General features: G+C 69.2%; 4 protein-coding genes. All 4 read left to right on the top strand.

The features are described 5' to 3' along the window. Nucleotides 1-2: 2 nt before the first annotated feature. Entirely contained in the window at nt 3-503 is a 501-nt protein-coding gene (gene mobB, locus ACEN88_RS30035) for a molybdopterin-guanine dinucleotide biosynthesis protein B (protein ID WP_413345591.1), read from the top strand. A gap of 93 nt (nt 504-596) precedes the next feature. Continuing rightward, complete coding sequence (locus ACEN88_RS30030) at nt 597-797, top strand: YjfB family protein (RefSeq protein WP_413345589.1); 201 nt, start codon at nt 597-599, stop codon at nt 795-797. Nucleotides 798-1,034: 237 nt separating this feature from the next. Further along, nucleotides 1,035-1,304: a DUF2282 domain-containing protein gene (locus ACEN88_RS30025; RefSeq protein WP_371764832.1), complete on the top strand. Its 270-nt coding sequence runs from the start codon at nt 1,035-1,037 to the stop codon at nt 1,302-1,304. 8 nt (nt 1,305-1,312) lie between these two features. Next, the coding region (locus tag ACEN88_RS30020) for a DUF692 domain-containing protein (RefSeq protein WP_413345587.1) at nt 1,313-2,076 on the top strand (764 nt) is incomplete at its 3' end.

Below are 2,076 nucleotides of genomic sequence, written 5' to 3'. Positions count from 1 at the left end.
TGCTGGGCGTCATCGGCTGGTCGGGCAGCGGCAAGACGACGCTGCTGGAACTCCTCGTCGCGCGGCTGGCGGCGTCGGGCCTGCGCGTCAACGTCGTCAAGCACAGCCACCACGACGTCATGCTGGAACCGCCGCACAAGGACAGCGCCCGCATGCGCGCGGCCGGCGCAGCCGAGGTCATGATCGCGTCGCCGTACCGCGTGGCCATCATGCGCGAGCTGCGCGGCGCCGCGGAGCCGTCGCTGGCCGAACACCTGGCACGCCTCGCGCCGGCCGACCTGACCCTGGTGGAAGGCTATAAATGGGAGGCGCTGCCCAAGCTGGAGGTGTACCGGCCGGAGGTCGGCAAGCCGCCGATGTTTCCGGGCGACCCGCACATCGTGGCCGTCGCGTCCACGATGGCGCGCCCGGAGGGGCTGGCGCCGCACGTGGCGTGGCTCGACCTGCTCGATCCGGACGCGGTCTTGCGCTGGGTCAGGCAATTTAATGGTTTGCCCGCCTAAAGTTCCTGCGCGCCCTGTCGATAACAGGGGATAAGCGGCAGTGCGGGCGACCCCCGTGCTGCCCGACTGTCGACACACCCACCAGGAGCGCATATGGACGCCTTAGGTATCGCCAAGCTTGCCACCAGCATCGCCGACACCGGCACCCGCCAGGACGTCGCCGTCGCCGTGCTGAAAAAGACGCAGGACATCCAGGCTGCGGCAGCCACCCAGCTGCTGGAAGCCGTGCAGTCCGCCGCGCCGGCGTCGAACCTGCCGCCGCACCTGGGCAACCACATCAACACGACGGCCTGACGCGCGCGCGTCAACGGAATTCCCGCCGCCCGCGTTATCGGCCCAGTACCCGGCGCGACGGGGGCGGCCACACAATACCATCCGCTCAGCCGCCACCATCGGGCTGCCGCTAGTGACGACAACGTCCGGCGCGCAGCCGACAACGGCCGCCCCGGCCGGGTTACTTTTCCCCTCAGCACGTTCCGACCGGGATAGAATGCCTCCCGCGGTACGTACGCGTATTTTTGGAGAATGCTCATGAACAAACGACAAGCCCTGATCGCCGCCGCGCTCGCGAGCGTCTGCGCCACCCAGGCCACGGCCGGCGGCCAGATGGATGCGCAATCCGGCAACGAAGAAAAATGCTACGGCGTCGCCAAGGCCGGCCAGAACGATTGCGGTACCGCCACCCACGGTTGCGCCGGCATGGCGACGGCCGACAAGGACCCGGGCGAATGGAAATTCGTCCCGAAGGGCACCTGCGAAAAAGCCGGCGGCAAACTCAATCCGCCGAAGCAGGGTAAATAAGCACTACCATGGCCGCCGGCATCGGTCTGCGCGCGCCGCATTACCGCGATTTCCTCGACCGCCGGCCCGACGTTGGCTGGGTCGAGGTCCACACGGAAAACTTTCTCGCGCGCGCGGGCCACGACTGGCGCGTGCTGTCCGCGGTGCGCCGCGACTATCAAGTCAGCCTGCACGGCGTGGGCCTCGGCCTCGGGTCTGTGCACGGCTTTTCCGATGACCACCTGGCCCGCGTGGCCGCCCTCGTGCAAACACTCCAGCCGGTCCTCGTCTCCGAACACTTGTCCTGGGGCGCGCTGCGCGACCGCCAGCTGAACGACCTGCTGCCCCTGCGGCTGGACCATGAGGCGCTCGGCCTCGTCGCCGCGCGCGTCGGGCGCGTGCAGGACGTGCTGGGACGGCGCATCCTCGTCGAAAACGTCTCCACCTACGTGCGCTTCGCGGGCGACGCGATGAGCGAAGCGGACTTCCTCGCCGAACTCGCGCGCCGCACGGGTTGCGGCGTGCTGCTGGACGTGAACAACCTGTACGTCAACGAGCGCAATCACGGCGAGGATCCGCATGCCGCCATCGCCGCGCTGCCGGCCGGCTGCGTGGGCGAGATCCACCTGGGCGGCCATCTCGTCACGGCCGATGGCCTCATCGACCACCACGGCGCCCGGGTCGCGCCGCCCGTGTGGGACCTGTACCGCGCGGCGCTGGCGCGCTTCGGCGCCGTGCCCACGCTCGTCGAATGGGACACGGACCTGCCGCCGCTCGACGTGCTGCTCGACGA

The organism is Massilia sp. CT11-108, from assembly GCF_047302915.1.
Classification (GTDB): Bacteria; Pseudomonadota; Gammaproteobacteria; order Burkholderiales; family Burkholderiaceae_D; genus Telluria; species Telluria orientalis.
Note: the sequence above shows the minus strand (reverse complement) of the source record. Positions and strands in the feature narration are given on the sequence as shown.

What these genes read in the sequence shown, in the direction of transcription:
- ACEN88_RS30030 (WP_413345589.1), top strand. Translation starts at nt 597, where the DNA reads ATGGACGCCTTAGGTATCGCCAAGCTTGCCACCAGCATCGCCGACACC.
- ACEN88_RS30025 (WP_371764832.1), top strand. Translation starts at nt 1,035, where the DNA reads ATGAACAAACGACAAGCCCTGATCGCCGCCGCGCTCGCGAGCGTCTGC.